Genomic DNA, 21261 nt, shown 5'->3' with positions numbered 1-21261 from the left:
CAGGCGGCGCTCATCGTGCCGTCAACGGGATTTGGATACTGACGCCAGGCTTGCTTGAGCCTGGCAAAGAAGACAGCCGCAGAAGTGCTAGGCCTCCACGCGGATGGAGACAATCCTGGGCTGGTCAGCGGGTGCAATGGTGCCGTTGTTGTCGCTCGGCTTGGCGGAGTCGCAGATGGCATCGACGACGTCAAGGCCGTCCGTCACGTGGCCAAACGCCGCATACTGGCCATCGAGGTAGTCTGCATCCTCCTGCATGATGAAGAACTGCGAGCTCGCAGAGTCCATAGCCGAAGACCTCGCCATGGAGATGGTGCCGCGCACGTGCTTGATGGGGTTGTCGATCCCATTGTCGCTGAACTCGCCGACGATGGTCTCGCCCGAACCGCCCGTGCCGTTGCCCTTGGGGTCGCCGCCCTGCATCATGAAGCCCCGGATGATACGGTGGAACGTAAGGCCATCGTAGAAACCCTCGTTGGCGAGCTTCGCGAAATTGGAGACCGTGATGGGAGCGGAATCCGCGTCAAGCTCGAGCGCGATGGTGCCAAAGCCCTCGATCTCGATCGTGGCGGCATGCTTGCCGCTCGCGAACTCCCCCGTCGGTGTGGAGGCCGCGGAGGCGCCGGAGGCGGCAGAGGTTGTCGCGGGCTTCGTGTCGCCGCCGCATGCAGAGAGGCCTAGGACGGCGACGCCAAGGGCGGCGGAGACGAACGTACGACGGCTGATAGAGCGAGACATGGGGCCTCCCAAGGAATCGTAAGTTAACTCGTTTAGTGTAACCCGAAGAAACCTGAGACCCTAAAAGGGCAAGACAAGCACACGAGCACCGAGCCTTGCCGCGTCGTCCTCGTCATGCGTGGCCACTACGAGGGAGCGTCCACGAAGTTCGCTCACGACGAAAGCGCATGCGGCATCGCGGGAGGCGGCGTCAAGCCCTGCGAAGGGCTCGTCGAGAAGGACGGCATCGCCCGGGGCGGCAAGGGCTCGGACGAGCTCCACGCGCCGGCGTTGCCCGCCAGAGAGCTCGCGCACGGGCGTACGCGCATCGACGTCGGGAAGAACGAGAGCGAGCATCTGTTCGAGGTCCTTCTCGGAATGACGGGGAGACGCGAAGAGGAGAACGTTCGCAAGCGCGGAGGCGTCCTCGAACAGGCGCGCGTCTTGGAACTCCGCTGAAACCCGAGAGGCGAGTTCGGCTCGACCCGCGTCTGCCGAGTCAAGGCCGGCGAGCACGCGCAGCAGGGTGGTCTTGCCGGCACCGGATGGCGCCATCACACAGAGGCGCTCACCCGAAGCGAGGCTCAAGGACACGGGGCGTCCCGTGGCGGCGCCATGAGGGAGGATGAGGCCGTCGGTCGCCATCGCACCGCGAGCGGGCTCGCCAGTCTCCCCCGTGGCCTCGTGCGCACGGAGGCGGCACGCCAGGCGAAGCGACGCCGAGCCGCTTAGCCTCAGGAGCCAAAGCATAACCCTCTCGCAGAAGCTCGCAAACGCGATCACGAGAAAGGTCCAGGCAAAGAGGTCTCCCGTCTCAAGCAGGAGCTTCGCCTGATATATGCGCTCGCCGATGGTACCCGCGGGCATACCGATGAGCTCGGCGGCAACGCCCGCCTTCCAGCTCATGCCTACGATGGCCTCGCTCGTGGCACAGAGATACGGCAGAAGCCCGGGCCAGGAGTACGCGAGGACACGCCTCATACCGGAAACCCCGTGGACCTCCATAAGCTCCGCCATAGACGCGCTCGCGTGGTCGAATCCCTCGAGCGCGGAGAAGTAGATTGCCGGCAAGGCCATGAGGAACACGGCGGCGACGCTCACGTTAGCAGCGCCCAGCCAGATGAGGAGCAGGACCACGACGCAGACGACCGGCGTCGCCTTGAAGACCAAGAGCGGTGGCCGGACGAGCTCCCGCGCGATGACATAGCGGTGCGACATGCCCGCCAACGCAAGCGCCACGACATAAGCGGCGAGAAGCCCTCCCATAATGCGAGCTCCGGAAACGAGCAGCTTAGACCACACGCCCACGTCACACATCAGCTCGCCAAAGCACGAGACAGCCTCGACGGGGCCAGGGAGGATCAGCGGCTGATCGATAAGGAGCGCCGCGGCCTCCCACACGAGAAGCCACAGGAGCACGGATGCGTTCCGCGCGCGGGCGTTGACCTTGGAATCCGAGGATGAGCTGGATGCAGACACTGCGGCACGACCCTAGGCGCCGTAGTAGAAGTCATCCCCAGGGAGCGAGCCGCCCACCGAGGAGGCGTCGAACTGCGAGAGGACGTCAAGGTATCCCGAAAGGGCGGCCTTCATGTCGTCACCTGCGAGGCAGACGAGGTTGCAACCCGGAATGGCCTTCTCGGCAACGGGCGCCGCGTCGATGATGCCATGGTCGACGACGGACTGGGCGTAGGTGGCGGGGTCCGCCTTCACGACATCGACCGAGCTCTCCTGCTGGGCGAGGAACTCCTCGACAGCCTGGGCGTTGTTCTCGGCAAACTCGCGACGGACGATGGTGACACCCGTGACCATGCGCGAACCGTCGGTCGCCAGGGAGTCCCAGACATCCGAAAGCGCGACGGGCGCGGAGAGGCTGTCGTTCTTTGCGAGCGCGGCGGTCTTGTAGGGCTCAGGCAGGACGCCGACGGCGGACGGATCCGCGGCGAGGGCGCTCACGACCTCAGCAGCCTCGCTCTTGAACTCGAGCGTCACGGCGTCCGTGATGCCGGCGCGATCGAGGAGATAGCCCATGACGTACTCTGGCGTCGTCCCCTTGCCCGTGAGATAGACGGTGCGTCCGGCAAGATCGGCGAACTCGGCCACAGAGGCGTCTCCGGTGACGATGCTCAGAACTCCCAGCGTGTTGATGTCGAGAGCCTGAATGGCACCCTGCGTCTTGTTGTAGAGAACGCTCGAGACGTTGGCGGGAACGAGGGCGATGTCGACGTCTCCCGAGATGACCTTGGGAAGGACCTCATCCGCCGTACCGTAGACCTGGAAATCATAGGTGTTCGTAAGACCGGTCTGCTCAAGGGAGGCCTTATCCATGAAGGCGACGAGGCCGATAGACGTGGGGCCCTTAAGCGACGCGACGCGAACCTCGACGGGGTCGGACGAGGTGGCGGCGGGAGCCGTGGCCCTCGAGCCACAGGCCGCAAGCGACAGAGAGGCCGCAACGGAACCCACGACGAAACCCTTCCTGGCGACAGTGATGTTCATACTTGTTCCACCCTTCCACATCATGCATGCCGCTCGAGGCAGCGATTCATGCGAGAGCCTAGACGTGTCGCATGCCGCACCTCGCGCAAGCTCCCCTGCAGTCTTCCTACTTGCGCGCGCCCTTCGACGGCCAAGGCCGCCCGGCGAGGGTTTGCCCGCAAGAAATCCTAGCAGGGTTTCGCGCGGAGATTGCCACATACGTAACGTCCTCATTGGCGATGAGGCATTTCGAATGAGGGGACAGATGACGTGCCACGTTCTCTCCGGCCAGATACTACAATCTGAAACAGCAGACATAGCAGGCAACCGTGCCTGCCCGAAAAACGCAAGGAGCCGCCATGTCAGTCGTCAAGATCTCCCTCGGAGAGTTCTCCGCGGCAATCGCTAGCAAGGGCGCCCAGCTCACGAGTCTCGTCCGTAACGATATCGAGTACCTGTGGCAGGCGGACGCCAAGTGGTGGCCTCGCAGCGCCCCCATCCTCTTCCCCATCGTAGGAAACCTTCGCGACGGATTCGCCATGTCCGCCGAGGGGGAGTGCCACATGGGTCGCCATGGCATCGCCCGTAACTATGAGCACGAGGTAATCGAGAACACCGGCAGCTCCGTGACGTTCCGCCTCGACAGCACGCCTAAGATGCACGCGAGCTATCCGTATGATTTCCGCCTTGAGATGACCTACGCCCTCGAAGGCGAGGGCACGCTGCGCCAGACCTTCTCGGTAACGAACACGGGCAAGGTCGACATGCCCTTCTTCCTGGGCGGACACCCGGCATTCAACGTTCCCGTGGTCGAGGGTGAGGCGTTCGAGGACTATTCCCTCAAGTTCACGCGCCCCTGGACGGGCACCACGCCAGGCCTTACCTCGGATGGCCTTCAGGACTACGCGCACATGACCACGCTGTTCGAGGACTCAGACACGCTGCCGCTCCGCCACTCGCTCTTCGACGACGACTCCTTCATGTTCACCGATGTCCCCGACGACACGATCACGATGGTGGGCCCCTCCGGTCACGGAGTTCGCGTCGATTTCCCGGACTTCCCCTACATCGGCATCTGGAGCGCGCTTCCCGCGGCAGACGGCACGCCGACGCCCTTCGTCGCGCTCGAACCCTGGTGCGGCACCGCAACTCGTACCGACGAAGACGACACCTTCGAACTCAAGCAGGGGCTCCTGATGGCTGCGCCGGGTGAGACCGTCAGGCGGGCCTTCACGATCACGGTGATGTAGCCACCTGAAAGGTTTGGGCCCCTCGGGCTCTGTTCTCCACTCAGACAGTTTCGGCGCGTTGCGCCGAAAAACTCGTGGCGAACAGAGTCCGAGGGGCCCTTCTTGTAGCGGCACGTCACGAAAGGCACGTAAGCAGAGGGGCGACCGCCCCACAGGACGAACGTTATATCCAACCGGTTCAAGAGCGCGCTAGCGGCTCATCCTCGCCGACAGCTTTCACTGCGCCTTCAGACAAGATGGCATCGCCGGAGAGACTTGCCGATGCGAACTCGACTACACCCAGGAGCAGATCAGCGTCATGTCACCGGAAAACACGAGGTCACCGCTCTGCGCAGGCGCCACGAAGTGGGAGCCCTTCTCAAGCTTGGCGCCATTTACCGCGCCCTCGCCCTCGATGACGCTCACGCACACGAAGTCATGGTCCTGGACGAGCGTCTTGGTCCCGGCGACGCGAACGCGCTCGACGGTATAGCGTTCGTTCGACTCGAGGAGCGTGACTCCATCGACCTCAGGAGCGACGATCTCGCCGCTCGTGGGGGCCTTTGCCGCATAGTCGACCACATCCATGCTCTGCTCCAGATGAAGCTCGCGCTTGGTGCCATCGGCCTGGATACGGTCATAGTCATAGACGCGATAGGTGACGTCGCTCGACTGCTGGGTCTCGAGGATAAGCGTGCCGGCCTTGATGGCGTGAAGCGTGCCTGCGTCAATCTGGAAGAAATCGCCCTTGTGGATGGGAACCTCATTCACAAGGTCGCCCCAGCGGCCTTCCTCAACGAGCTTGGCAAACTCCTCGCGGTCCTTAGCCTTCTGCCCAACGATGATCGTGGCACCCGGATCGCAATCGAGCACATACCAGCACTCGCACTTGCCAAGGCTCCCGTTCTCGTGGATGGCGGCATACTCGTCATCAGGGTGCACCTGGATCGAGAGGTCTCCATCGGCATCGAGGATCTTGATCAGCAGCGGGAAGCGATCGCCCTCCGCGTCGCCAAACAGCTCATGATGCTCGTCCCAAAGCTGAGAGAGCGTCTTACCCGCGTAAGGCCCGTCCACGACCTCGCAGTCACCCGCGGGATGCGCGCTGATGGCCCAGCACTCGCCAATGGCGCCCTCGGGGATGTCATAGTGAAAGACCGTGTCGAGCCTACGGCCTCCCCATATCTTCTCGTGGAAGATGGGCTTCGTGAAAATGAGATCATGAGCCATAGCGGTTCCCTTCAACACGTTTTGACTACGCTACAAACAGAGAATGGCTATGCGATTCTACCTGTCTAATCGCATAGCCATTCATACTAGATTATCTATGCGCGAGATGGCTTTCCGTTACGTTAGCACGCCGCGACGAACGCCTTCCAGAGGTTGAAGTCCTCCTCGCACTTCTCCCACGTGTACTCGGGATGCCACTGCACGCCAAGCACGAAGCGCTTCCCCGGCATCTCGACGCACTCGGGGATGCCGTCATCGGACGACGCGGAGAGCACAAGGCCGTCGCCCAAATCCTTCACGCAGCAATGGTGCGCCGAGTTGACGCAGTAGCCACGCGAACCACTTGCGCGCGCAAGGAGGCTCCCCTCGTCGATCTCGACCTCATGGCAAGTCCTCGTGAGGAGGTCTGCGTGATCGTGCGAGGTAGACCCCTCCCGACGGGAAATCGACGGCACGTCCATGTCTAGCGAGCCGCCAAGGGCGACATTAAGCACCTGGGTTCCGCGGCACGTCGTGAACAGGGGCTTGTCGGCCTCCACGACCTTGCGGACGAGCGGGATCTCGCAGGCGTCGCGAACGTGGCAGAGAAGGGACTCGTCATAGGGACGCTCGTCTCCCCAGAGCTTGGGGTCGACATCCGGGCCGCCGGGGATGGCAACGCCGTCCGCCAGCTCAACGTACTGGTCAATCACGTCCTCGTCATCCGTAAGGGCCATCTGCACGGGAAGACCGCCCGCCGCGAGAATCGCGTCGATGAAGACGGTGGCGCCACACTCGTTGGGCGCAAGCTTCTCGGTCTTGTGGAGGTGGCCCTCCTCATAACGCGCAGCGACGAGAATGATGGGCCTGCGGCTCTGAGACGTCTTGGTTTGAGCTTCGTTCTCCGCCATGCCTTAATGCTCCTTGATCGAGTTGAGGAAATCGCGGGCGCGCTGGGTCTTTGGGTTGTCGAAGAACTCGTCAGGCGTGCCCTCTTCAACGATGGCGCCGTCCGCCATGAAGATGACGCGGTCGGCCACGCGGCGCGCAAAGTTCATCTCGTGCGTGACGACGACCATGGTCATGCCGCCGCGAGCGAGCTCGACCATGACGTCGAGCACCTCGTTGATCATCTCGGGGTCAAGGGCGCTCGTGGGCTCGTCGAACAGCATCGCCTTGGGGTTCATCGCCAGCGAGCGGGCGATGGCGACGCGCTGCTGCTGGCCGCCGGAGAGCTGCGCGGGGACCTTCTTGGCCTGCTCGGCCACGCCCACGCGCGAGAGCAGCTCCATGGCGCGCTTCTCGGCCTCGGCCTTCGAGACGCCAAGGACCTCGGTGGGCCCGAGCGTGACGTTGTCGAGGATCGTCTTGTGCGCAAAGAGGTTGAACTGCTGGAAGACCATGCCGAGTTCGGCGCGCGTGCGAGCGAGTTCCTTGCCCTCCTGTGGCAAAGGCTCGCCCTCAATGAGGATCTCGCCAGAATCGATGGTCTCGAGGCGGTTGATCGTGCGACACAGCGTCGACTTGCCGGATCCGGACGGGCCGATGACAACGAGGACCTCTCCCCTATCGATCTTAAGGTTGATGTCCTTCAGGACGTGAAGGGCGCCGTAGTGCTTGTCGACGTGGCGTAGCTCGATGACGGGCTGCTCGCCCGTGGATGTCTGGTTCATGACTTTCTCCCTTGGCAAGTGCCGCTAGCGAATGATCTTGACGCCGGTGCGGCGCGAAACGGTGACCGCGGCCTTGTTGATCAGACTGTTGATGAGAATGTAGATGACAGCGACCACAAGGTACGTCGAGACGAGCGCGTCATAGTTCGTACGAAGGACCTGGGCGTTCTGCATGAGGTCAGGATAGCTCACGACATACGCGAGCGCCGTGTCCTTCACCACGACGACGAGCTGGCTGATGAGCGATGGGATGACGAATCGGATCGCCTGAGGGAGCACGATCTTCGTCTTGACCTTCCAGCGCGTGAGGCCGATCGAGAGGCCCGCCTCGGTCTGACCGCGAGGCACCGCGTTGACGCCGGCGCGGAAGACCTCCGCGAGGACACCGGAGGCGGCGAGCGTCACCGGGATGCACAGCATCCAGAACGCGGGCATCTTGATGCCGAGGTTGGGCATAGCAAAGAAGAAGAAGTAGATGAACAGCAGGCTGGGGACGCCACGAAGCACGTTGGTGAGCACGGCGCACACGGCGCTCAGCACGCGGAAGTGGCTCGTGCGCCCGAGCATGAGCAACATGCCGAGCACGAGCGAGAGCACCGCCGCGGTAAGCGCGACGGCAAACGTGCCCTCAAGGCCCTTGAACAGGTAGCGCCACGTCGTGCGCCAGGAGAACAGCTCCCAGTACCTGGCAGAGAGCTGGCCAGTAACCCAGAAGCGATACACCACCCAGGCGGCGAGGGCAACGAGCAGCACGAGGGAGACGACCGTACCGATAACCATCTTCCTGCGTGTCTTGGGACCCGGCTCCTCATAGAGGGCGTCCCTCATCGTCTTTGCGCTCATCGGATCACCCTGACCTTCTTATCGATGGCGTTGCCAACGAAGCCAGCCACCAAAGCGGTCGAGATGTAGCCGGCAGCAGAGACGAAGAACGTCACGATGCCCGCGGACTCACGCGTGTTGATGTAGGTGACAACGCCCGTAAGCTCCTGCGGCGTCATGGGGACCTGTGATCCGAGCGCCGTGGTGAGCATGACGGCGATGAAGAGGTTCGTCATGGGGAGCACGGTGGAACGCAGAGCCTGGGGAATGACGATCTTGCGCAGGATCTGGCCAAACGAGAGACCGATGGAGCGCGCTGCCTCGATCTGTCCGGCACCGATGGTGTTGATGCCCGACATGAAGTTCTCAGAGCCAAACGCCGTGCCGAGAAGAACGGTCGCGAGGATGACGCTCGGCTCGTAGTCGAGCAGAAGCTTCAGGTGAGGGAGCGCGTACACCACGATGAGCAGGAGCACCGCTCCGGGAATATTGCGGAAGATCTGCACGTAGAGATCACCGAGCAAGCGCAGCGGCTTGAACGGCGAGACGCGCATAACGGTCACGAGCACGGAGAACACCATGACGAGCGCGAACGAGACGAGCGTGAGGCGCCACGTCGTCAGAAGCGCGGTCAGGTACAGAGGACCGTATCCGGAGATTAGCTCGGGAAGCCCCATCGTACCTCCTTACAGGGAAAGGGGCCCGCCGCCCAAACGGACGGAGGGCCCCGGACTATCTAAGAACTCAAGAGGCACTGGAACGGCCTCCACCTAAAGGGAACCCCAGCAAAAGAGCCTTAGGCGCCAATCGCGGGCGGCTCGGGGATCGTGTCGATGCCGCAGCGGTCAGCGACGGCAATCTTGTAGAGCTTCTCCCAGTTGCCGTCATCCTCGAACTTCTTAAGGAAGGCGTTGATGAAGTCGACTGCGTCGGTATTGCCGAGCTTCACGCCGATGCCGAGGTACTCCTCCGGACCGAAGGCGTCGCCGGCGATGCGATACTTGCCCGGGTTCTTGACGACGTTGCCCATCTGAAGCGTGTTGTCGACCACGTAGGCGTCGACACGGCCCTGCTCGAGGGCGGCACGGCACTCGTCATCCTTGGAGAACTCCTGAATCTCAGCCTCAGGAGCGTACTGGCCAACGACCTCGGGGCCGGTGGAACCGGACTGGACGGCAACCTTCTTGCCGGCAAGGTCGTCAACGGAGTTGATGTCAGCGTTGTCAGCAAGGACGAGGACGGCGTACTGGGTGCTCATGTACGGGCCGGCGAAGGAGATGACCTGCTTGCGCTTGTCCGTGATGGTGTAGCTGGCGAAGACGGCATCGACCGTGTCGTTCTGGAGGACAGACTCGCGCGTGTCGCTCGTGAGCTGCGTGTACTCGTACTTGGTCTCGTCACCGAGGATATAGCGAATGAGGCCGAGGTACAGACCGGCGTCAAAGCCGTAAACCTTGTTGTCCTGCTCGTCGAGCTGGGAGAAGATGGCAGAGGTGCGCGTGGCGCCCAGGCGGAACGTGCCGGCGGACTTGATGGCAGCGGCCCAGGGGTTGGCGGCGATAACGTCATCAGCGGCGGGCTCGATCGAAGCGACGAGCTTGTTGAAGGCGTCCTTGTCGATGCCCGTGGCGGAAGCATCCGCGGCGGCAGCGGTAGCGGCGGCGCCGGACGTGGCAGACGGGCCATCAGAGCAGCCAGCGAGGCCGAAGAGGGCCGTACCGCCCATAACGCCAAGGCCAAGGGTGATGAACTGACGCCTACTAAAGGTGTTCTTGCTCATGGGTTATCCTTCCCTATGACTTGAATCCCATAATTAGTGTACTGGTTGGGGTGTTGGGCATACTTTACCCAATTTCCAGGACTTTATAAATCCTACTAAAGAATGGTGTAATTGGGTTGAAACAAAGAAGGCGACGACGAGCACCATGCTCGCCGTCGCCCAACTAAAGCAACCTATGTGACGCGACTCTTAGCCGAGAAGCGCCTTGACGTCGAGAGCGATCATGAGCTCCTCGTTGGTCGGGATGACCCAGACGTGCAGGCTGGAATCCGACGTGGAGATCTCACGCGGATCGTCGCTGCGGACGGCGTTCTTGTCGTCATCGATCTTGACGCCCATCCAAGCGAGGCGGTTCACGACCTCCTTGCGCATGTGAGCGGAGTTCTCGCCAACACCAGCGGTAAAGACCATGGTGTCAACGCCGTTCATGGCCTGGACCATGGTGGCGAACTGGGAGGCGACGCGGTAGCTCCACATGTCGATGGCCATCTGGCAGCGCTCGTTGCCCTCGGCGGCTCCGGCCTCGATGTCGCGGCAGTCGCTGGAGACGCCGGAAATGGCGGCGAGGCCAGACTGCTTGTTCATCATCGTGTCGATCTCGTCGATGGAATAGTGACCCTCGCGGGAGAGGTAGAAGACGGTGGCCGGGTCAACGGTACCGCAACGGGTGCCCATGATGAGGCCGTCGAGCGGGGTGAGGCCCATGGTGGTGTCCATGCACTGGCCGTCCTTGATGGCGCAGAGGGAGGCGCCAGAGCCGAGGTGGCAGCTCACGACCTTGTGGGCGGTGTGGTTGGAGACCTCGTCGACGGTGCGCCAGATGAAGCGGTGGCTGGTGCCGTGGGCGCCGTACTTGCGGATGTGCAGGCTGTCGACGACGTCCTTCGGGAGGGCGTAGTTGTGAGCCTCGGCGGGCATGTTGTAGTGGAAGGAGGTGTCAGCGACGATGACGTTACCGATCTCCGGGAACATCTCGCGGCAGATCTCGATAACGTCAGCCTCGGCGTAATTGTGGAGCGGGGCGAGCGGGGCGACCTCGCGGACCCAGGCGAGGGTCTCGTCGGTGACGACCTTGGACTCGGGGAAGTACCAACCACCCTGAACGACGCGGTGGCCGATGCCGTCGATGGGCTTGTCAACGCTCTCGAGAATCTCGAAGACGTGCTTGATGGCCGTCTTGTGATCAGGCAGGGCAACGTCGAGCTGCTGCTTGCTGCCGCCCATCTCGGAGTGGCCGATGAAGGAGCCTTCGATGCCGATGCGCTCGCAGTTGCCCTTGGCGTAGACCTCGCGAGTGTCGACGTCGAGCAGCTGGTACTTGAGCGAGGAGCTGCCTGCGTTGATGACAAGAACGTTCATGTACGATCCTTCCCCATGACGAAGCGCCCGTTGGCGCCGTGCCTTTGCGCGATGCAAGTCGCTCGCGCGGATTTCCAACTTGACTATGATAGCGCGTCAAGTGCCCCTGCCACACGAAATCCTTAGCATGCGTCCCTCGCCCACTCTTTCCTTAGGTTTCGTCTGCGTTATCCTTGTTTAAATGCACAGCCGGAAGTGCACATTTGCATGCGCCCCACACCATCACCGATAGGAGATGCAATGGCTCGCGACTACTTGCTCGTCATCGACATGCAGAATGACTTCGTGGACGGCTCTCTCGGCACGCCCGAGGCGGCGGCGATCGTGAGTGATGTCGCAGAGCACGCCCGCACGTTCGAGGGAACTGTCGTCTTCACCTATGACACCCACCGCGACGACTACCTCGAGACCCAGGAGGGCAAGCACCTCCCCGTCCCCCACTGCATCAAGGGGACGCCGGGTTGGAAGCTCACCCCCGTCTGCGACCTCGTCCGCCGCGCCCGCAACGCGAGGGTCTTCGAGAAGCGTACCTTTGGCTCCACCGCACTCGCCTCCTGGCTCCTCGACAAGAACGCCCATGGCGGCGGAGTGGCCTCGGTCGAGCTCTGCGGCCTCTGCACGGACATCTGCGTCGTGAGCAACGCGCTGCTTATCAAGGCGTTCATGCCCGAGGTTCCCGTCCGTGTCAACCCAAGCCTCTGCGCTGGCGTCACGCCGGAGACCCACGAGGCGGCCCTCACCACCATGCGCATGTGCCAGATCGACCTCATCGAGGAGTAATCGCCCACTCCGCGCAAGCGCCCCACGGCGAAGCATGACAGCCCAAGACCCAAGGAGCCCCATGGAAGACAACGTCAATTCCAAGCGCATCCTGCTCGTCAACGATATGGCCGGCTACGGCAAGGTCGCCCTCGCCGCCATGATCCCCATCCTGTCCTCCGCGCACCATCAGGTGTTCAACCTGCCCACGGCGCTCGTCTCCAACACGCTCGACTACGGCACTTTCGACATCCTCGAGACCACGGGCTACATGCGCGGGGCCATCGACGCCTGGGAGAAGCTCGGCTTTGAATTCGACGCCGTGGCGACGGGTTTTCTGGTGAGCGAGGAGCAGACGAAGCTCGTCGCAGACTTCTGCCACGCGCGACACGAGACGGGAGCCACCGTCTTCGTCGACCCGATCATGGGCGACGAGGGCAAGCTCTACAACGGCGTAAGCGAGGCGACCGTCGGCTTCATGCGTGAGATGTGCGGCAGCGCGGACGTCGTCATGCCCAACTTCACCGAGGCGGCCTTCCTGACGGGCCTCTTCAACGAGAGAACCGCTCCGGGGGCGAAGGGCCTGACGCACGCGGAGGCCGAGGAGCTTGTCGCCGGGATGCACGAGCTGGGCGCCGCCAAGGTCGTCGTCACGAGCTGCACCGTGGATGACGAGCACACCACACTCGTGAGCGAGGGCGCAGGCGGCGAGCTCACGGTTCTCCCCTATGACGAGGTGCCCGTACGCTTCCCCGGCACGGGCGATATCTTCTCCGCCGTCCTCATCGCCGACATGCTCGGCGGCACAGGGTTCGTCGCGTCGACCCGGCGAGCGATGGACGTCGTTCGCGACCTTCTCGTCAGGTGCGAGCACAACGAGGACAAGTTCAAGGGCATACCCATCGAGCTTTACCTCGACCGCATTGCCGAGGTCGGCCACGCCTAGGAGCACTCACACGCCAACAACCCCGAGGAGGAGCCCATGGCTCGCAGGCCCCGCATCCAGATAACGCTTACGGAGCGAATCGGCGCCCACCCTTGCCACCACGGGCATAAGCCGGGTGACACCTGGGACTTCGACACCGAGCGCGGCAAGCTCTGCCCCATGGCCGCCCACGTCGCATTTCCCTATGTGGACATCTTGCGCTACGGCGGTTCCGTTCCCGGCAACGAGCCAGGATGCGCGCGCTTCTGCTGCCCTGACGTCGACACGATCAACGTGTTCGAGGCTCGTATCGTCGAGCGGGAGGAAGGCCGCTAGCGAACGCCGAGCGCCGCAAGCTCCTCTGCCCAACGCACTGTGAGACGATCGAGCGACCACGCGGCATTTGCCGGGCTGGTCGAGGGCATCACGATGGCGGCGCGGCCGGCTATGGCTTCGAGGTAACGATGGTAAAGCCGCCCCGACGTCGCGCCGTTGCAGAGGATGGCCTCGATGGGCGCCGCGGACGTGACGCGCGCGACGTCGACAGGCACGACGTTCTTGATGCTCGCGTCACTCGAGCCACGAATGTCGCAGCTGGCGATGACGTCCCAGAGGGCGATGCCATGCGCAAGCAGCATCCCGCGCTTCTCGGCGACGGACGTAGGCGTGGGCTCACCCAGACAAGAGGCCATGACGCGCCAGAAGCGGTTCTGCGGGTTGCCGTAGTAGAAGTCATTCGCGCGCGACAGCACGCTAGGAAAGCTCCCGAGCACAAGGACTCGGGAGCTTTCGTCATAGACAGGCTCGAAGCCGTGATCTATGTGCTGGTAATCAGCCACGATTATCTCGAACCCAGGCTACTCACCCGTGGGGTAGTTGAGATGCGCCTCGTCAATGCCGTCGAGGTCGCGCTCGAGGTAGCGCGCGGCGAGCCACTTGGCCATGCCGAGGTTCTGGTCGAGATAGTTGCCGCACTCCTCGGGCCTGGCACCCGGGATCTCGCCCTCGAAGTCGCGGACGAACTCGAACATCTCACGGACGAGCGGCAGAATCTCCTCGGAGGAGACCTCGCCAAAGATCACGAGGTAGAAGCCCGTGCGACAGCCCATCGGACCAAAGTAGACGACGCGCGGGGCCCACTCGGCATGGTTGCGCAGGAAGGTCGCGCCCAAATGCTCGATGGTGTGGCACTCCGCCGTGTTCATGACGGGCTCGTCATTGGGGGCGGTGAGGCGCAGGTCGAACGTGGTGACCGCCATACCGCTCGCGGGGTCACGATCGATGCGGCTCACGTAGATGCCCGGCTCGAGCAGAAGATGGTTGACGGAGAAGCTCGCGATGCGCTCCATGTGACTGTCCTTTCCCACGCCGCCCTCGACAGGCGGCGTTCCGGCGTTCCGGCGTTCCGGCGTTCCGGCGTTCCGGCGATTATCCTACGTTTCAGTGACACAGCTTACACGAGCGAGCGGCCGCACGTAACGATTTCGACCGCCTCGTCCACGTCATCCGTGACTTTCACGAGCTCAGGATCGAGCGGAGAGATCATGCCCTCATCCATCACGGGGCCTTCGATCCAATCAAAGAGGCCGCGCCAGTACTCCGAGCCAAACATGACGACCGGCATGCTCTTGACCTTATGAGTCTGGATGAGGGTGAGTAGCTCGAAGCCCTCGTCGAGCGTGCCGAATCCACCCGGAAACACGATCGAGGCGCTCGAGTACTTGACGAACATGGTCTTGCGAACGAAGAAGTACCTGAACGTCATGCCGAGGTTGACCCAGCGGTTCATACCCTCCTCATGCGGCAGCTCGATGCCGAGGCCCACAGACTTGCCACGCGCGCTCGCCGCTCCCCTGTTTGCTGCCTCCATGATGCCGGGGCCGCCACCTGTGATGACGGCGAAGCCACGCTGGGCAAGAAGCCTTCCTGCGCGGCGCGCCGCGGCATACATCGGATCATCGCGCTTGGTGCGGGCCGAGCCAAAGCAGGAGATGGCGGGGCCGAGATCGGCCAAGGCGCCAAAGCCATCGACAAACTCGGACTGGATGCGAAGAACGCGCCAGGGATCCATGTGGAGCCACTCGGTCGAATCCTCGGAGTTGAGAAGTTCCTCCGTCGTGCTTCGCTCGGGGATGAGGTCTCCTCGAAGGATGACCGGGCCCTTGTGATACGTGACATCGAAGGGCTCGTCTGGGGGTCGGGACGCGTCGAATGGCGCGACAGCAGGCTGACGAGGACCAGGGGCAACGTCGAGCTTGGCACCCTCGGCCAGATGCTTGTCGTTCATGGCAACCTCCAACTAGAGATTTCCGACCATGGCGTCCTTCGCAAGCGCCGCGCACTCGCGAACGCAGGCTTGCGGCAGGTAGAGGGGGTTTGTGGGCGCTGAAATGCCATAGACGTTGCTCAGCCCCTGGCGACGCGCGATGCGGGTGGCGCGCAGCACGTGGAAGTCATTCGTGACGACGCCCACGGAGGCGTCCGGGGAATCGAGGAGCGCCGCGGAAAAGCGCAGGTTCTCGGCCGTGGTGGTCGAACGGTCCTCAAGCAGAATGCGCGAGGCATCTACGCCCGCGGCCTCAAGGTAGCGGGCCATCGCCTCCGACTCGCTGCATGGTTCGTCAGGACCCTGGCCGCCGGAGACGATGCAAGCGGTATCCGGGTTCCGCTCCAGATAAGCCGCAGCCTCATCCAAGCGATAACGAAGCGTCTCCTTGGGAGAGCCATCCGCATTGAGATTCGCCCCGAGGACGACGATGCAGTCTAGGTTCGTCGGCGGAGTCGAGAAAGCCGCGCGCATGATGAGCGCGCAACCTGCAAAAACACCGCACGCAACCAGCGCCATCACGGCAACGGCAATCCGGCGGGTCCATACGGGGAGCGCTTGCCAGGCACCTGTTCGATGCGCCCATCCTGCAGCAAGAAGCGCCGCGCCCACGACTATCCACGCAAGGAAGAACCCACGAGCGGGATACAAAACGCCCATAGCGGCACCATAGGCGACGCTGACGACACCAACAGCTATGAGGATGATTGCCATAACACGCACCTTCGATCAGCCGAGGAGCTCGAGGCTCGCGCGATAGCGGCCCGGCAGCACGCGATACAGAAAACGTATACCCAAGCCGCCGAATCGATATCCCCTAAACACGCGGGCACAGTCCACCGGCAACGAGCTGACCAGCAAAGCAGGCCAAGACGCCAAGCACGAGACTGAGCACCACGTATCCCCCGCCGACAAACCAGTTGCCGCGTTCGAAGAGTCCCGATGCCTCAAGGGCGAAGGTGGAGAAGGTCGTGAATCCGCCGCAGAATCCGGTCTTGAGCAGAAGCGTCGTCTTGGGAGGAAGCGAAGCGGGAACGGCGAGGCCAACGATAAAGCCGATGCAAAAGGCGCCAATCACGTTCGTGACGAAGGTGGCAACGGGAAACCCCGCATCCGCAGTGGACCCAAATGGCGCAAGCGAGATGAGCCATCGTGCAACAGACCCAGCGCCTCCGCCAACGAACACCGCAAGAGCATCAAGCATGATCAATCCTTCCAAAAATGCGCGTCAATTCGCTCAAGGATACGGGCCGGGATACAACCTCGAGCCACACCCCTCCCAAATAACGCGCGTCAACGCGCTCCAGCATACGCCGAGAAATGAAGGGATACCGAAAGTGAGCAGCCAAATCAAACCTGCCAAAGTAGCCCATAGAACGTCAATCGATCTACCTGCGGGTTTTCAAACGCAAATCGACCGTCTACTCGCACGAGCGCCATTTGGCTGCTCACTTTCGCATTTAAGGGACTTTCCGGCACTTTCCCGCGTCAATCCAACGGCAAAACAAGGCAGCGAGACATTGATTCGAACAAAAGGAGGGCCCGGACATATGCCGGACCCTCCCAAGTCGTCGCAATAGTCGAACCTCGCCAGCCCAGAAGCGGGCATTCGCAAGCGTTCGTGCTAGCCGAACCGCGCCGGTTCAGAAGCGGGCGCTCGCATTAGCAGAACCTTGCCGGCCCAGAACGTGCAAGCCACAGGCACTTAGCTTCTGTTGTTGCCGCCAATCAGCTCGTCGAGAATCGACGGGCCCATCGGGTTCTCGTTGGCGATGCGCTCGCTTTCGAGCACCTCGATGTGGTGCTGCTGACTGATGTGGAGCATCACGACAGCGATGGCAACACAGAGGTCATCATGGGCGGTATCGCTAATCTCGATGTTGTGGGAATCGGCACGGCGGCAGCCGGACAGAGCGAGCGTGCCCTTGGAATCGCGAAGCTTGAAGTCAAAGTTGAGGAGATCATCGCCCTTGATCTTCCAGTCCGTCTCACCAACCGCGATGGTGTGGGGAGTCTTCAGCAGATCGCGGACAAGGCGAACAGAGTGGCCGTTAGAAAGCTTGATGTCATAGACGTGGCTGGTCGAGATGACCTGGCCGCGAACCGTGCCGAGGACGGAGCCGCCCGCCGCGCGAATCTCGGCCTTGGGCCCGAAGGCGCCCGTCCTGCCGCTAATCTCGAACACGGTGTTGCCAGACCCGTCGACGATATTCATCTCGGAATCGAAGACGTCGGCAGCGGCGCCCTGGAAGTGCAGCTTGCGAACGGCGCCGGTAACAGCAGTGAAGGCCTTAGTCTCGGACTTCTCGCCCTCCTTGTTCTTGGCTTTGGTCGCGACGATGTTGCGCGCGCCAAGGACGATGAGCACGATGCCGATAAGGGCGAAGGACGCGCCGGCGATGGCCGCCATATTGGAGCTATTTGAACCTGGGGTCGTAATCGCGCCATACACGTAGAGGCAGCCGGTAATGACCAGGAGGGTACCCCAGCCAATGAGCATGTAGGCGAACGTCTTCGCCATCGTACGCTGGGTCTTATAGTCTTGGGTCCTGATGTCGTACTTGTTCTTTGCCATGCGTGCCCTCCCGGCCTGCGCACGGCGCCCGCGCAGCCTCGGCGGCGCACGTTGCGTGGCAGGATTCTCTGTTACGAAATTGTTGCGTAGAGAAGTGTACCCGAACGAACGCAGAGCAACCTCGCAAATGACCGCCCTCGCGAGTCATTCTCTGGTGGGTGGCGACGAACGCCTGGCACTGCCGCGGACCGGCGGTCCGCCGGCGAGCGCCTGGGCGGCGCCGCAGTCCGGCAGCAAGCACAGCCCAACGGCTAGCGCAGCCCCGGATTGCGAGCCCAACCGGACAAAGTGTGGCAGCTTAAGCGCTCTTCTTGAAGAACGCCAACGCGATCGCACCGGGGCCGACGTGGGTGCCAATCGTCGCTCCCACGGAGTGAACGGGCAGGTCATCGGCGCACACGTTGGCCTCCCAGATGCCACGGGAGTCCTCGATGTACTTCCTGAGCAGGACATCGTCGAGACCGGCGTAGCCAAGCGCAATCGGCATCGAGAAGTCAATGCCACCGGACTTCTCGATCTGCTGGGTCAGGAGGTTGCGCCCGTTCTTGGAGCCACGCGCCTTACCCAGCACGACGACCTCGCCATCCTCGACGGAGATGACCGGCTTGATGGAGAGCAGCTGACCCACGGCAGCGGCGGCGGCAGGCACGCGCCCGCCACGACGGAGATACTCGAGCGTGTCAAGCAGGCCCACGACGAAGATGTCGTCGCGCACCTGCTCGAGGGCGGTGGCGATGTCCGCCGCGGTAAGGCCCTCCCTCACGAGGCGCAAGGCATAATCGACGAGGACGCGCTCACCCACGCAAACGTTGCGGCTGTCAACGACGTAGACGCCGCCATCAAAGCCAGACGCAGCGGAAACGGCACTCTCATACGTGCCGGAGAGCTTTCCGGAGACCGTGATAACAACGGCATCCTCCCCCGCCTCGCGTGCCTCGCGAATGGCGCCCTCGAAGGCATACGGGTTCACCTGGCCGGTCTTCGGCAGGTCATCGCACTCGACGAGGAGCTCGTAGAAGCGCTTGTGCGTGAGGTCAACGCTGTCGGCATAAGTATCCGAGCCAAAGGTGATGCTCAGGGGCAGGACAGTGAGCGCCGGGCTTCCGGCGGCCTCGATGTCTTCCGGGGTTATATCAGACGCGGAGTCCGTGATGATGCGAACGGCCATGGTGAATCCTCTTCCTTTTCACGCGTGCGAAGGCAAGGCCCACAAGAATAGAGGCCTCGTGACCCATCGCAACGCTTCGATGGACGCCTGAGCGCTAACGGCCGATGCCGTGAAGACACTCAAGGACGGATTCGAGGGAGTCGTACAGGCGAACGCGCGAGCGGCCGTCGAGCGCCGAGTCGACCCTCGACATGACGCGCGAAATCGCCTGATCGACGCGACCCATGAGCTCACGGCCAGCCTGCGTGAGGCAGATCTCGGCGCGATAGCGGCGTGTGGTCGACTCTGGGTCATCCTTGACCTCGACGAGCTTAGCCTCGCTGAGGCTCGCAATCGTACGGCACACGGCGGCGCGAGTGACGCCGGCCGTGCGAGCAAGCTCTGCCGCCGTCATGCCCGTGGAGGAGCGGCCGAGATAGTAAAGGCACATGAGGTCCGCGCCACGAAGGCCCAGGCGCTCGCACTCCACCGCACGGATGCGCTGAATCTCCTTTTCCGTCGAGGAGATAAGGCGAACGAACTCCTGGAAACGCTCGCCATCCGTGTTTTTCTCGGCCATCGGCCTCCCTCTTTCTGATCCGTCCCGTGCATCATAGCAGAGCTTGTTTACCGCTCAACATCTCTACACAAGGTTCCAGCATGTGGCATGGTTCACTTCGCGCTGCCGTGGACCGTTCGCACCATGTGCCTGGGCACAGCGTAGAGGACGTTCGAACCAATGACCTCGCTGGCAGCGCGCTTCGCGTCATCACAGGCGCCATGGGGCGCGTACGCATGCCCGAGGGGCGCAAACCTCTCGAGCATGGCGATGTCGTTGCCGCCGTCTCCGTAGACGGCGACCTCGTCCTCTCCGATGCCATAGTTTGCCGCAAGCCAGGCGATCGCCTCGCCCTTGTCAACGCCCGCGCGCGTCACCTCGAACATGCTCGGGTTGAAGGGGGCGTTGACCACCTTGTCAGAGCGCTCCGCAAAGAAGGCATTGAGTTCGCGGATCAGGCCCGAATCAGTCGTGCGGCAGTTGATCTTGCAGATCTCGTTCTCGAGGATGGCGGAGGGCGTCTGATCGTAGAGCATCTCGTCCGCCGCGCGCATTCCGGGCGCGTGCATGGCGCGCAGGCGGACGTAATCCTTAACGCGCGTCACAAGGCCATGGGCGACGTACTCCGCGTCATAGGCCTCGCGAGACGTGCAGACGTAGCTGTGACGCCTGCCGATGCACAGAAACGGCGCCTCGGGAAACGCCGCGAGCGCCTCCTCGACAAACGCCGGGTCGAGCGTGGCGAATCGCAGCAGCTCGCCCTCCCTCGAGAGGACGATCGAGCCGTTCGCGCAGACGACGTCACACGGGAGGTCCCCAAAGCCAAAGTCGCCGGGGCGGCGAAAGGTCCGCCCCGTGGCGATGGCGAAGCGCGCACCCGCTTCGACCACGCGACGGATCGAGGCCGCCACCGGGCGCGTCACGGAATGCGTGGCGCCCAGCAGCGTCCCGTCAAGGTCTGATGCGAACAGGCGAATCAAGACAGCACCTAGTTGTTCTGCATGATGATGCCCTCGACGCCGTCAGCAACACGCTCGCACGCGTCGAGGCAGCTCTCGAGGACGGTGTAGATCTCGCGCATGCCGAGGACGCGGAGGGGGTCCGTCTCGGTCATGTGGAGCTCGCGCATGATGCGGAGGAAGATCTCGTCGCCCACGGACTCGAGGGTGTTGATCGAGACGACGTGCTCGTGGAGCGACTCCGGCTTCTTGAAGTTGGGAAGCTCGGCGATCATGTTGCGAACCTCCTCGGCCGCCTTCACGAGCATCGTCACCATCTCGAGCGCGCCGGGCGTGAGTTCCTGGATGTTGTCGTAGTAAAGGCGATGGAGGACGCCCTCGATGTAGTCCGTGACATCGTCAAGGCTGGAGCTGAGCTTTGCAAGGTCCTCACGCTCGATCGGGGTGATGAAGGCCCTGAGGAGGGTGTCCATCATGCCGTGGCGGAGGTCATCGGAGGACTGCTCGATCTCGTGCATCTCGTCCATGTACTTCTCGAGCTTCGCGGGATTGTAGTCGCGCATGATGCCCTCGAGCAGGTGCGCGGCCTTGCAGATGTTGTCAGCGCAGGAGTTGTAGTTGTCGAAGTAGAAGGAGTCGCTCTTACGAGCCATGTCGGTTCCTCTCGATTGGGGACGTTGGGGTGAGCTACCGGCGACAACGCCGGAGACGATACCTGACGTGCGAGCCGCGGCGCCCGCGGAG

The 21261-nt window shown here is 62.7% G+C and carries 24 protein-coding genes; 4 read left to right on the top strand and 20 right to left on the bottom strand.

The features are described 5' to 3' along the window. Positions 1-87: 87 nt before the first annotated feature. Genes ACTQ1Z_RS02595 through ACTQ1Z_RS02585 form a run of 3 tightly spaced genes read right to left on the bottom strand, consistent with a single transcriptional unit; the run spans position 88 to position 3216 of the window. Complete coding sequence (locus ACTQ1Z_RS02595; RefSeq protein ID WP_320680238.1) at positions 88-738, bottom strand: peptidylprolyl isomerase; 651 nt, start codon at positions 736-738, stop codon at positions 88-90. 60 nt (positions 739-798) lie between these two features. Further along, entirely contained in the window at positions 799-2196 is a 1398-nt protein-coding gene (locus ACTQ1Z_RS02590; protein ID WP_441858508.1) for an ATP-binding cassette domain-containing protein, read from the bottom strand. A gap of 12 nt (positions 2197-2208) precedes the next feature. Next, entirely contained in the window at positions 2209-3216 is a 1008-nt protein-coding gene (locus tag ACTQ1Z_RS02585; RefSeq protein WP_320679444.1) for an ABC transporter substrate-binding protein, read from the bottom strand. 338 nt (positions 3217-3554) lie between these two features. Between ACTQ1Z_RS02585 and ACTQ1Z_RS02580 the strand changes: the two genes are divergently transcribed. Next, the gene (locus tag ACTQ1Z_RS02580; RefSeq protein ID WP_320679443.1) at positions 3555-4445 is read left to right on the top strand and encodes an aldose 1-epimerase family protein; all 891 of its coding nucleotides are present in this window, start codon (positions 3555-3557) and stop codon (positions 4443-4445) included. A 273-nt stretch (positions 4446-4718) separates the two neighbouring features. Here ACTQ1Z_RS02580 and ACTQ1Z_RS02575 read toward each other — a convergent pair whose 3' ends face one another. The 7 genes from ACTQ1Z_RS02575 to ACTQ1Z_RS02545 form a co-directional block, all read right to left on the bottom strand. Beyond that, complete coding sequence (locus ACTQ1Z_RS02575; RefSeq protein ID WP_441858506.1) at positions 4719-5654, bottom strand: type I phosphomannose isomerase catalytic subunit; 936 nt, start codon at positions 5652-5654, stop codon at positions 4719-4721. A 122-nt stretch (positions 5655-5776) separates the two neighbouring features. Beyond that, the gene (locus ACTQ1Z_RS02570; RefSeq protein ID WP_320679439.1) at positions 5777-6544 is read right to left on the bottom strand and encodes a gamma-glutamyl-gamma-aminobutyrate hydrolase family protein; all 768 of its coding nucleotides are present in this window, start codon (positions 6542-6544) and stop codon (positions 5777-5779) included. A 3-nt stretch (positions 6545-6547) separates the two neighbouring features. After that, positions 6548-7306 carry an amino acid ABC transporter ATP-binding protein gene (locus ACTQ1Z_RS02565; RefSeq protein ID WP_320679437.1) on the bottom strand — a complete coding sequence of 253 codons (759 nt, stop codon included), beginning with the start codon at positions 7304-7306 and terminating at the stop codon, positions 6548-6550. Between the two features lie 24 nt (positions 7307-7330). Then, positions 7331-8149 (bottom strand): amino acid ABC transporter permease, encoded by an 819-nt coding sequence (locus ACTQ1Z_RS02560; RefSeq protein WP_330027992.1) that lies wholly within the window; start codon positions 8147-8149, stop codon positions 7331-7333. After that, on the bottom strand, positions 8146-8805 hold the full coding sequence (locus tag ACTQ1Z_RS02555) for an amino acid ABC transporter permease (protein WP_320679435.1): 660 nt from the start codon (positions 8803-8805) through the stop codon (positions 8146-8148). Before ACTQ1Z_RS02555 ends, ACTQ1Z_RS02560 begins: the two co-directional genes overlap by 4 nt. 119 nt (positions 8806-8924) lie before the next feature. Then, positions 8925-9908, bottom strand: a complete 984-nt coding sequence (locus ACTQ1Z_RS02550; RefSeq protein WP_441858503.1) for a transporter substrate-binding domain-containing protein — start codon at positions 9906-9908, stop codon at positions 8925-8927. Positions 9909-10097: 189 nt separating this feature from the next. Then, positions 10098-11267, bottom strand: coding sequence for an acetate/propionate family kinase (locus tag ACTQ1Z_RS02545; protein ID WP_320679433.1), 1170 nt, complete (start codon positions 11265-11267; stop codon positions 10098-10100). Between the two features lie 240 nt (positions 11268-11507). On the opposite strand from ACTQ1Z_RS02545, the gene ACTQ1Z_RS02540 reads away from it, so the two are divergent. The 3 genes from ACTQ1Z_RS02540 to ACTQ1Z_RS02530 all read left to right on the top strand — a co-directional run bounded on the left by ACTQ1Z_RS02540 (position 11508) and on the right by ACTQ1Z_RS02530 (position 13287). Then, complete coding sequence (locus tag ACTQ1Z_RS02540; RefSeq protein ID WP_320679432.1) at positions 11508-12047, top strand: cysteine hydrolase family protein; 540 nt, start codon at positions 11508-11510, stop codon at positions 12045-12047. 61 nt (positions 12048-12108) lie between these two features. After that, positions 12109-12972 carry a PfkB family carbohydrate kinase gene (locus ACTQ1Z_RS02535; protein ID WP_441858500.1) on the top strand — a complete coding sequence of 288 codons (864 nt, stop codon included), beginning with the start codon at positions 12109-12111 and terminating at the stop codon, positions 12970-12972. A 36-nt stretch (positions 12973-13008) separates the two neighbouring features. Then, positions 13009-13287, top strand: coding sequence for a TIGR04076 family protein (locus ACTQ1Z_RS02530; RefSeq protein ID WP_293834432.1), 279 nt, complete (start codon positions 13009-13011; stop codon positions 13285-13287). Here the strand turns inward: ACTQ1Z_RS02530 and ACTQ1Z_RS02525 are convergent. From ACTQ1Z_RS02525 to ACTQ1Z_RS02480, 10 genes are all read right to left on the bottom strand, one after another. Further along, positions 13284-13790 carry a DNA-deoxyinosine glycosylase gene (locus ACTQ1Z_RS02525; RefSeq protein ID WP_441858498.1) on the bottom strand — a complete coding sequence of 169 codons (507 nt, stop codon included), beginning with the start codon at positions 13788-13790 and terminating at the stop codon, positions 13284-13286. The two genes, ACTQ1Z_RS02530 and ACTQ1Z_RS02525, sit on opposite strands and share 4 nt — an antisense overlap. A gap of 18 nt (positions 13791-13808) precedes the next feature. After that, complete coding sequence (locus tag ACTQ1Z_RS02520; RefSeq protein WP_320679424.1) at positions 13809-14300, bottom strand: S-ribosylhomocysteine lyase; 492 nt, start codon at positions 14298-14300, stop codon at positions 13809-13811. Positions 14301-14404: 104 nt separating this feature from the next. Beyond that, entirely contained in the window at positions 14405-15238 is an 834-nt protein-coding gene (locus ACTQ1Z_RS02515; RefSeq protein WP_441858496.1) for a TIGR00730 family Rossman fold protein, read from the bottom strand. Positions 15239-15250: 12 nt separating this feature from the next. After that, positions 15251-15991: a YdcF family protein gene (locus ACTQ1Z_RS02510; RefSeq protein ID WP_320679421.1), complete on the bottom strand. Its 741-nt coding sequence runs from the start codon at positions 15989-15991 to the stop codon at positions 15251-15253. 103 nt (positions 15992-16094) lie between these two features. Continuing rightward, on the bottom strand, positions 16095-16481 hold the full coding sequence (gene crcB, locus ACTQ1Z_RS02505) for a fluoride efflux transporter CrcB (protein WP_343006075.1): 387 nt from the start codon (positions 16479-16481) through the stop codon (positions 16095-16097). 501 nt (positions 16482-16982) lie between these two features. Then, positions 16983-17852 (bottom strand): hypothetical protein, encoded by an 870-nt coding sequence (locus ACTQ1Z_RS02500; RefSeq protein WP_320679419.1) that lies wholly within the window; start codon positions 17850-17852, stop codon positions 16983-16985. A gap of 298 nt (positions 17853-18150) precedes the next feature. Further along, on the bottom strand, positions 18151-19020 hold the full coding sequence (locus tag ACTQ1Z_RS02495) for a DegV family protein (protein WP_441858493.1): 870 nt from the start codon (positions 19018-19020) through the stop codon (positions 18151-18153). A gap of 94 nt (positions 19021-19114) precedes the next feature. Continuing rightward, positions 19115-19579 (bottom strand): MarR family winged helix-turn-helix transcriptional regulator, encoded by a 465-nt coding sequence (locus tag ACTQ1Z_RS02490; protein WP_320679415.1) that lies wholly within the window; start codon positions 19577-19579, stop codon positions 19115-19117. A 92-nt stretch (positions 19580-19671) separates the two neighbouring features. Further along, positions 19672-20538: an HAD family hydrolase gene (locus ACTQ1Z_RS02485; RefSeq protein WP_441858491.1), complete on the bottom strand. Its 867-nt coding sequence runs from the start codon at positions 20536-20538 to the stop codon at positions 19672-19674. Positions 20539-20546: 8 nt separating this feature from the next. Further along, entirely contained in the window at positions 20547-21170 is a 624-nt protein-coding gene (locus ACTQ1Z_RS02480; RefSeq protein WP_441858489.1) for a DUF47 domain-containing protein, read from the bottom strand. Between the last annotated feature and the right edge of the window lie 91 nt (positions 21171-21261).

The sequence above is a fragment of the Parolsenella sp. LCP21S3_E11 genome (assembly GCF_052118165.1).
GTDB lineage: Bacteria > Actinomycetota > Coriobacteriia > Coriobacteriales > Atopobiaceae > Parolsenella.
The sequence above is the reverse complement of the archived record's forward strand: the minus strand, read 5'-3'. Positions and strand labels throughout refer to the sequence as shown.

What these genes read in the sequence shown, in the direction of transcription:
- ACTQ1Z_RS02595 (WP_320680238.1), bottom strand. Translation starts at nt 738, where the DNA reads ATGTCTCGCTCTATCAGCCGTCGTACGTTCGTCTCCGCCGCCCTTGGC.
- ACTQ1Z_RS02585 (WP_320679444.1), bottom strand. Translation starts at nt 3,216, where the DNA reads ATGAACATCACTGTCGCCAGGAAGGGTTTCGTCGTGGGTTCCGTTGCG.
- ACTQ1Z_RS02580 (WP_320679443.1), top strand. Translation starts at nt 3,555, where the DNA reads ATGTCAGTCGTCAAGATCTCCCTCGGAGAGTTCTCCGCGGCAATCGCT.
- ACTQ1Z_RS02575 (WP_441858506.1), bottom strand. Translation starts at nt 5,654, where the DNA reads ATGGCTCATGATCTCATTTTCACGAAGCCCATCTTCCACGAGAAGATA.
- ACTQ1Z_RS02570 (WP_320679439.1), bottom strand. Translation starts at nt 6,544, where the DNA reads ATGGCGGAGAACGAAGCTCAAACCAAGACGTCTCAGAGCCGCAGGCCC.
- ACTQ1Z_RS02565 (WP_320679437.1), bottom strand. Translation starts at nt 7,306, where the DNA reads ATGAACCAGACATCCACGGGCGAGCAGCCCGTCATCGAGCTACGCCAC.
- ACTQ1Z_RS02560 (WP_330027992.1), bottom strand. Translation starts at nt 8,149, where the DNA reads ATGAGCGCAAAGACGATGAGGGACGCCCTCTATGAGGAGCCGGGTCCC.
- ACTQ1Z_RS02555 (WP_320679435.1), bottom strand. Translation starts at nt 8,805, where the DNA reads ATGGGGCTTCCCGAGCTAATCTCCGGATACGGTCCTCTGTACCTGACC.
- ACTQ1Z_RS02550 (WP_441858503.1), bottom strand. Translation starts at nt 9,908, where the DNA reads ATGAGCAAGAACACCTTTAGTAGGCGTCAGTTCATCACCCTTGGCCTT.
- ACTQ1Z_RS02545 (WP_320679433.1), bottom strand. Translation starts at nt 11,267, where the DNA reads ATGAACGTTCTTGTCATCAACGCAGGCAGCTCCTCGCTCAAGTACCAG.
- ACTQ1Z_RS02540 (WP_320679432.1), top strand. Translation starts at nt 11,508, where the DNA reads ATGGCTCGCGACTACTTGCTCGTCATCGACATGCAGAATGACTTCGTG.
- ACTQ1Z_RS02535 (WP_441858500.1), top strand. Translation starts at nt 12,109, where the DNA reads ATGGAAGACAACGTCAATTCCAAGCGCATCCTGCTCGTCAACGATATG.
- ACTQ1Z_RS02530 (WP_293834432.1), top strand. Translation starts at nt 13,009, where the DNA reads ATGGCTCGCAGGCCCCGCATCCAGATAACGCTTACGGAGCGAATCGGC.
- ACTQ1Z_RS02520 (WP_320679424.1), bottom strand. Translation starts at nt 14,300, where the DNA reads ATGGAGCGCATCGCGAGCTTCTCCGTCAACCATCTTCTGCTCGAGCCG.
- ACTQ1Z_RS02515 (WP_441858496.1), bottom strand. Translation starts at nt 15,238, where the DNA reads ATGAACGACAAGCATCTGGCCGAGGGTGCCAAGCTCGACGTTGCCCCT.
- ACTQ1Z_RS02510 (WP_320679421.1), bottom strand. Translation starts at nt 15,991, where the DNA reads ATGGCAATCATCCTCATAGCTGTTGGTGTCGTCAGCGTCGCCTATGGT.
- crcB (WP_343006075.1), bottom strand. Translation starts at nt 16,481, where the DNA reads ATGCTTGATGCTCTTGCGGTGTTCGTTGGCGGAGGCGCTGGGTCTGTT.
- ACTQ1Z_RS02500 (WP_320679419.1), bottom strand. Translation starts at nt 17,852, where the DNA reads ATGGCAAAGAACAAGTACGACATCAGGACCCAAGACTATAAGACCCAG.
- ACTQ1Z_RS02495 (WP_441858493.1), bottom strand. Translation starts at nt 19,020, where the DNA reads ATGGCCGTTCGCATCATCACGGACTCCGCGTCTGATATAACCCCGGAA.
- ACTQ1Z_RS02490 (WP_320679415.1), bottom strand. Translation starts at nt 19,579, where the DNA reads ATGGCCGAGAAAAACACGGATGGCGAGCGTTTCCAGGAGTTCGTTCGC.
- ACTQ1Z_RS02480 (WP_441858489.1), bottom strand. Translation starts at nt 21,170, where the DNA reads ATGGCTCGTAAGAGCGACTCCTTCTACTTCGACAACTACAACTCCTGC.